6 protein-coding genes are annotated in these 7,201 nt (G+C 71.9%); 4 read left to right on the plus strand and 2 right to left on the minus strand.

Going from position 1 to position 7,201, the window contains the following annotated elements:
• Positions 1-155 precede the first annotated feature (155 nt).
• Positions 156-926, plus strand: coding sequence for a TIGR04222 domain-containing membrane protein (locus J0695_RS20405; protein WP_206963553.1), 771 nt, complete (start codon positions 156-158; stop codon positions 924-926).
• 91 nt (positions 927-1,017) lie between these two features.
• The gene (locus J0695_RS20410) at positions 1,018-2,658 is read left to right on the plus strand and encodes an alpha/beta hydrolase (protein ID WP_206963554.1); all 1,641 of its coding nucleotides are present in this window, start codon (positions 1,018-1,020) and stop codon (positions 2,656-2,658) included.
• Positions 2,659-2,709: 51 nt separating this feature from the next.
• On the opposite strand, the gene hemQ is transcribed toward J0695_RS20410, so the two are convergent.
• Both hemQ and hemG read right to left on the minus strand, forming a co-directional pair.
• Positions 2,710-3,426: a hydrogen peroxide-dependent heme synthase gene (gene hemQ / locus J0695_RS20415; RefSeq protein ID WP_206963555.1), complete on the minus strand. Its 717-nt coding sequence runs from the start codon at positions 3,424-3,426 to the stop codon at positions 2,710-2,712.
• 4 nt (positions 3,427-3,430) lie between these two features.
• On the minus strand, positions 3,431-4,861 hold the full coding sequence (hemG, locus tag J0695_RS20420; RefSeq protein ID WP_206963556.1) for a protoporphyrinogen oxidase: 1,431 nt from the start codon (positions 4,859-4,861) through the stop codon (positions 3,431-3,433).
• Positions 4,862-5,000: 139 nt separating this feature from the next.
• Here hemG and J0695_RS20425 point away from each other — a divergent pair, with 139 nt between their 5' ends.
• On the plus strand, positions 5,001-5,996 hold the full coding sequence (locus J0695_RS20425; RefSeq protein WP_206963557.1) for a DUF4349 domain-containing protein: 996 nt from the start codon (positions 5,001-5,003) through the stop codon (positions 5,994-5,996).
• 16 nt (positions 5,997-6,012) lie between these two features.
• Positions 6,013-7,201: FAD-dependent oxidoreductase (locus J0695_RS20430; RefSeq protein WP_206963558.1), on the plus strand; the 1,189-nt coding region annotated here is incomplete at its 3' end.

The raw sequence follows: 7,201 nt of genomic DNA on the forward strand, positions 1-7,201 counted from the left end.
CCGTCACCTCGTCCCCCGACTTCCCGCTGCCGCCGCCCGCCTCCCGCCCGAACCCCTCGGGCACCGCGTCGCCGAACGCAACGAACCCATAACGCAGGGTCCACATCGTGAACAACCCATGGCGCTCCGGCAACCGACTCGCGTAGAAAGCCGACATGTTCTGGGTCATCTTTCTGCTGGTCGCATGGGCTGCCGCGGGGATATCGTGCGGCCGGCTCTGCCTCGCCGCGGTCGCAGCCGCCCGCCCTGTTCCCGAACCGGCCGAAGGCGCCGGCCTCGCCTCCCTCACGCTCTACGAGGCGGCGTTCCTCTCCGGCGGCCCCTACCGGGTCACCGATCTGACCCTGATCGCCATGCACCGCGGGCGCCGGCTTCTGCTGGCCCACACCGGCTGGGTGACCGTCGTCGACCCCGAGGGCCACGACGACCTGGAGCGCGGCGTCCTGCGGGCGATAGGCCCCGCGGGTCAGGCCCGTACGGCCGCGATACGGCCGGCGGCAGCCGCGGCCGATGCCGTACGCGCCCTCGCCGACCGTCTGGTCCTCGCGGGCCTCGCCGTCCCGGAAGCCGCCCGCACCGGGGTCGCGGCGGGCGTCCGCGCCGTGCGCGGCGCCACGCTCCTCGTCCTGGCGATGGCCGCCGCCGCCCTGCTGATGGCCGATCAGAGCCAGACCGGCCGGGGCCCGATCGCCGCCTGGTTCAGCCTGCCGCTCGTCCTGACCCTGGGCTGCCAGGCCATCGCCCGCGTCGAGATCCACCCGTACACCCGCTGGGCCACCCCCGAGGGCCAGCGCCTGCTGGCCGCCATCGGGGACAGCGAGCCCGACTATCTCACCTCGGTAGCCGTACGGGGCCTGCGCGCCGTCGACGATCCGGCACTGCGCGCGGCCCTCGGCCGGGGCCGCGCCGCGCAGAGGAGTCATTGACCCCGACACCGGCGGGCGGTGCTTTACTTCATCAACTGCCGCACGAATCATCCCCTTTGTACTGCAGAAATGTCAGCACGAAGGGATAGCGATGAGAGCAGCAGCGCTGTACGGAACAGCCGGGGCCTTGGTCCTGTCCGCCTTGTCCACCCTGGCCGCAGCATCCCCCGACAGCGCCGGCACCGGCCCCGCCCCAGCGTTCGCGTCCGCCTCCGCCTCCGCCGAGACCAGGGGCACCGAGGCCGCTGCCCGGCGCGCGGCGGCCACCGGCATCGCCTTCGGCACGTGCGCCCCCGTCGAGCGGGTGGCGCCGCCCGCCCGGTGCGGCACCGTGAAGGTCCCGCTCGACTACGCGCGGCCCGAAGGGAAGCAGATCGAACTGACCGTCAGCCGGTCGGCCGCCACCGGCGGAAAAGCCGGACGCCAGGGCGCGTTGGTCTTCAACCCTGGCGGCCCCGGCGCCTCCTCGATGTACTTCCCGATGGTCGCGGGCCTCCCGGACTGGAAGCGGATCGCGAAGGCATACGACCTGGTGGGCTACGCCCCGCGCGGTGTCGGCCGCTCCGCTCCGCTCTCCTGCCAGTCCCCCGCCGCCTTCGCCGACGCGCCGATCGCAGCCCCCGCGTACCCCTCGGCGGCGTACAAAAGGCACCGCGTCGCACGGGCGAAGGCGTACGCACAGAGCTGCGGGCGCACCGCCGGCACGGCGCTGCGCCACTTCACCTCGCTCAACAACGCCCGCGACCTGGACGTCCTGCGGGCGGCGCTCGGCGAGCGGAAGCTGACTTTCCTCGGGGCCTCGTACGGCACCTACTTCGGGGCGGTGTACGCGACGCTCTTCCCCTCCCATGTGCGCCGCATGGTCTTCGACTCGGCGGTCGACCCCGATCCGAAGCAGATCTGGTACCGCAGCAATCTCGGCCAGTCGCTCGCCTTCGAGGGCCGCTGGGCGGACTTCCGACGCTGGGTGGCCAAGCACGACAAGACGTATCACCTGGGGTCGAGTCCCCTGTCGGTGCAGGCCAGTTACGAGAAGGTGCGGGCGCGTCTCGCGCACAAGCCGGCCGGCGGCACCGTCGGTCCCGCGCAGCTCCAGGCGGCGCTCCTGACGGCCGGCTACTACGACGGCTACTGGCCGCAGCGTGCCACGGCACTCGCCCAGTATCTGAAGGGGAACGAGAAGCCGCTGATCGCGCAGGCCGCTCCCGACCCGCGGTCGGCCAAGGACGACGAGAACGGCACGGCCGTCTATACGGCGGTGGAGTGCAATGACGCCGCCTGGCCGAGGGACTGGCGGACCTGGGACCGCGACAACAGTCTGCTCGCGATCCGGGCGCCCTTCGAGACCTGGGACAACGCCTGGATGAATCTGCCGTGCGCCTTCTGGCCGGCGCCGCACCAGGAGCCGGTGGATGTCCGCACCGGGCCTGGCGAGCTGCCCCCCACACTGATCCTGGCCGCCGAGCGCGATGCGGCGACTCCGTATCCGGGAGCACTGGAACTGCAGCGCAGGCTGTCCGGGTCCGTGCTGATCACGGAGCGGGACGCGGGGACGCACGGTATCGGCGGCGGTGCCAACAAGTGCGTCAACACCTACATGGAGGACTACCTGCTGACCGGCCGGACGCCGGTGCGGCGCGCTTCGTGCGCGCCGCACCCGGAGCCGGACCCGGTGTCATTGGACGGGCGGGCGCTGTCGGGGCTACTGCCCCCGCTGGATTCCCCCGTCTGATCTTCCGGGTCGGGGTGGCAGGCTCAGCCCTGCCGCCCCGGGATGGCGAGCCTAGGCGAGGCCCGCCACCAGGTCTGCGACGGACTTGCGGCGTCCCGTGTAGAACGGGACCTCCTCGCGCACGTGCATACGCGCCTCGGACGCCCGCAGATGACGCATCAGGTCGACGATGCGGTGGAGCTCGTCGGCCTCGAAGGCCAGCAGCCACTCGTAGTCGCCGAGCGAGAACGAGGCGACCGTGTTGGCGCGCACGTCCGGGTAGCCGCGGGCCATCATGCCGTGGTCCTTGAGCATGCGGCGACGGTCCTCGTCGGGCAGCAGGTACCAGTCGTAGGAGCGCACGAAGGGGTAGACGCTCACATAGTTGCGGGGCGTCTCGTCGGCCAGGAACGCCGGCACGTGCGACTTGTTGAACTCGGCCGGGCGGTGCAGCGCCATGTTCGACCAGACCGGCTCCAGGGCGCGGCCGAGCTTCGTGCGCCGGAAGAGGTTGTACGCCTCCTGCAGCTCGTCGGAGGTCTCGGCGTGCCACCAGACCATGACGTCGGCGTCCGCGCGCAGGCCCGAGACGTCGTACGTGCCGCGGACGGTGATGTCCTTGGCGGCGAGCTGGTCGAAGAGCTCCTGGACCTCGTCCGCGTAACCGGCGCGGTCCTCGGGCAGCACATCACGCAGCTTGAAGACGGACCACAGGGTGTAGCGGATGACCTCGTTGAGGTCCTTCGCCTTCTTCCCCGCGTTGGAAATCTTCTCTGGTGCATCAGTCATGCGGCTATTCTCCCAAGTCGTTCGGGATGCCCGGCACCAGGGTGGGCGTGGCCAAGATCTCGTCGGCGGCGCGGTGTGCACCGGCGATGCACGCGGGGATGCCGACACCGTCGTACGCCGCCCCGCAGACCCGCAGTCCAGGCAGTGCGGCGACCGCGGTACGGACGCGACCGACCCGCGCCAGATGCCCCACCGGGTACTGCGGCAGTCCGCCGATCCACCGGGTGACGACGGACGCCACCGGCTTGGCGCTCAGCCCGGTCGCCTCCCCCAGGTCACTCAGCGACACGTCCACCAGTTCGGCGTCCTCGCGGTGCAGATGCGCCTCGTCGCCGTACCGGCCGAGCGAGGTGCGCAGCAGGACGAGCTCGGGGTCACGGTCGGCCCAGGCCCACTTCTGGCTGGAGAAGGTGGAGGCCTTGATGGTGTGGCCGTCGACGGGCGGCACCAGGAAACCGGAGCCCTGCGGCAGGTTCACCTCGCTGCGCCGGAAGGCGAGGGTGACCAGGGACATCGAGGCGTACTCGACGGCGGCCAGCTCCGCGGCGGCGGCCGGCGACGCGTCGGCGAGCAGCGCGGATGCGGCCCAGGCGGGGGCGGCGAGGACCACGGCGTCGGCATCGACGAATCCGCCGTCGGTACGCAGCCGCCAGCCCGCCGCGGTGCGCCGCAGCTCGTGGACGGGCCGGTCCAGCTGGATGTCGCCGCCTGCGGCGCGGATCGCGGCGGCGACGGCGAGCGGGAGGGTGCCGATGCCGCCGTCGATCCCCGCGAAGACGGGGGTGTCGGTGGCGGTGGCCGCGGTGCGCGCCTGGATGGACCGTACGGCCGCGGTGAGGGTGTCGTGGCTGCGGGCCGCCTCGTACAGCGCGGGGACGGAGGCGCGCATCGACGTGCGGTAGACGTCGCCCGCGTACACCCCGCCGAGGAGCGGCTCGACGAGCCGGTCGACGACCTCGCGGCCCATCCGGGCGGCGATGAACTCGCCGAGCGCGGTGTCCTCGCCGATGTCGGTACGGGGCAGTTCGAGGTCCTGGGCGAGCCGGCGCAGGCCCTGCTCGGAGAGGACCCCTGTGAGCGCCTGCGGATCTCCGGGGACGCCCATCACATGCCCCTTGGGCATGGGCACGAGCTCGCCGCGGTTCCAGAGGCTGGCACTCGCGACGGCGGGCGGCTGCAGGGCGTCGCCGATGCCGACCGCGCGGGCGAGGTCCACGCCCTCGGGTCGGCGGGCGAGCATCGACTCGGCGCCGAAGTCGGTCCGTACGCCCTCGATCTCTCCCGGGAACAGCTTGCCGCCGAGCCGGCCCGCGCCCTCCAGGACGGTCACGCGCACCCCTGCTGCGAGCAGCCGGTGCGCGGCCGCGAGGCCGGAGATCCCGCCGCCGACGACCACGACATGGCCCGTACGTGTGTCCTGTGTGTCCGCACTCATGGGTCCACTCTCTCAAACCCTTTCCGAATCCCTTTCCGAGTCCCGAACGTGACCGCTTCGGGATCACCGGAGGGCAACCCGTACCACCGCCCCGTACGTCGAACCTGCAACACCCAACACGACGTTCGGGGGACCCGGAATGCGCGCACCCAGAAGTCTCGCGGCGGTTCTGCTCGCCGCCTCGCTCGCCCTCGCCGGATGCAGCGGGAGCGGCAGCAGCGACGACTCCGCCGGAAAATCGGCGGCCGACAACAAGGCCGCCGGCCCTGCCGAGGCCGGCGGAGCGGGCGGGGCCGCGGACTCCGGCGCCGCGCAGCCGTCGTCCGGCGGGAAGCCCGCGAAGAGCCCTGTGCTCACCAAGAGCCAGATCATCAGGACCGCCTCGCTCTCCGTGCAGGTCAAGGACGTGGCGGAGGCACTGTCCACCGTGCGCACGGCGGCCGCGACCGCGGGCGGCTTCGTCGGCAACGAGTCGACCCGGCGCGACAGCTCGGGACACGAGGTCTCGACGATCGTCCTGCGGGTCCCGCAGGAGAGCTACGACACCGTGCTCGCCGCTCTCCAGGGCACGGGCAAGCTCCTCTCCCGTACGTCCGACGCCAAGGACGTCACCAGCCAGGTGGTCGACGTGCAGAGCCGGATCGCCACCCAGCGGGCGAGCGTCGCCCGGATACGTGCACTGATGGACCGGGCGGACAAGATCGGTGACGTGGTCCAGCTGGAGGGTGAACTCTCCACCCGCCAGGCCGACTTGGAGTCACTCCTCTCCCAGCAGGCGTCCCTCAAGGACCAGACGAGCCTCTCCACGATCACGCTCTCGCTCTCCGAGCCCGCGGCGGCGCCGAAGGCGGCGAAGAAGAAGGACGACAGCCCCGGCTTCCTGGACGCCCTCGGCGGCGGCTGGGGCGCGTTCGTGACGGTGCTCAAGTGGATCGCCATGGTGGTCGCCGCGGTCGCCCCGTTCGCCGCCCTGCTCGCCGTGCTGTACGTCCTGTGGCGGCTGGTCAGGACCCGGCTGCCGAAGCGCCCCGTAGCGGCTCCTGCTCACGTACCGGCCCCGGCTCACCCGTCGGCTCCTGCTCATGTACCGGCCCCGGCTCACGTACCGTCCGAGGAAGAAGGCGGACAGGGCTGACGCAAGGGGTCAACGCATGGCGGCGGAACGACTGGTGGTCATCGGCGGCGATGCGGCGGGCATGTCCGCCGCATCGCAGGCCCGCAGGCTGAAGGGCCCGGAGGAGCTGGAGATCGTCGCCTTCGAGCGGTCCCGCTTCACGTCCTTCTCGGCCTGTGGGATCCCGTACTGGGTGGGCGGCGAGGTCCCCGCGCGGGACGACCTGATCGCCCGTACGCCCGAGGAACACCGGGAGCGCGCCATCGACCTGCGGATGCGGACCGAGGTCACGGAGATCGACGTGGCCGGGCAGCGGGTGCGCAGCCGCGACCTGGAATCGGGCGCCGACGCCTGGACGCCGTACGACAAGCTCGTCGTCGCGACCGGCGCCCGCCCCATCCGCCCCTCAATCCCCGGCATCGACGCACCGGGCGTGCACGGCGTCCAGACGCTCGACGACGGCCAGGCGCTGATCGACACACTGGAGGGGACCGAGGGCCGCCGTGCGGTGATCGTCGGTGCGGGCTACATCGGCGTGGAAATGGCCGAGGCGCTTCTCCACCGGGGCTACGAGGTCACCGTCCTGACCCGCGGCGAGCAGCCGATGACCACGCTCGACCCGGACATGGGCCGCCTCGTGCACGAAGCCATGGACACGATGGGCATCACGACGGTGACCGGCGCCGAGGTCACCAAGATCCTCACGGGCGAGGATGGCCGGGTGCGCGCGGTCGCCACGGACGCGGCCGAGTACCCGGCGGACGTCGTGGTCCTGGGCATCGGCGTGGAACCGGCGACCGCCCTGGCACGGGCGGCCGGACTCCCGCTGGGCGATCACCACGGCATCCTCACGGATCTCTCCATGCGGGTGCGCGGCCACGAGAACATCTGGTCGGGCGGCGACTGCGTGGAGGTGCTCGACCTGGTCTCGGGGCGCGAACGCCACATCGCACTCGGTACGCACGCCAACAAGCACGGCCAGATCATCGGCTCGAACATCGGCGGCGGGTACGGCACGTTCCCCGGCGTGGTCGGCACGGCCGTCTCCAAGGTCTGCGACCTGGAGATCGCCCGCACGGGCCTGCGCGAGAAGGAGGCTCGCGCGGCGGGCCTGCAGTTCGTCACGGCGAAGATCGAGTCCACGAACAGCGCGGGGTACTACCCCGGAGCGGCCCTGATGACGGTGAAGATGCTCGCCGAGCGCCGCACGGGGCGGCTGCTCGGCG

Source organism: Streptomyces beijiangensis (genome assembly GCF_017315755.1).
Classification (GTDB): Bacteria; Actinomycetota; Actinomycetes; order Streptomycetales; family Streptomycetaceae; genus Streptomyces; species Streptomyces beijiangensis.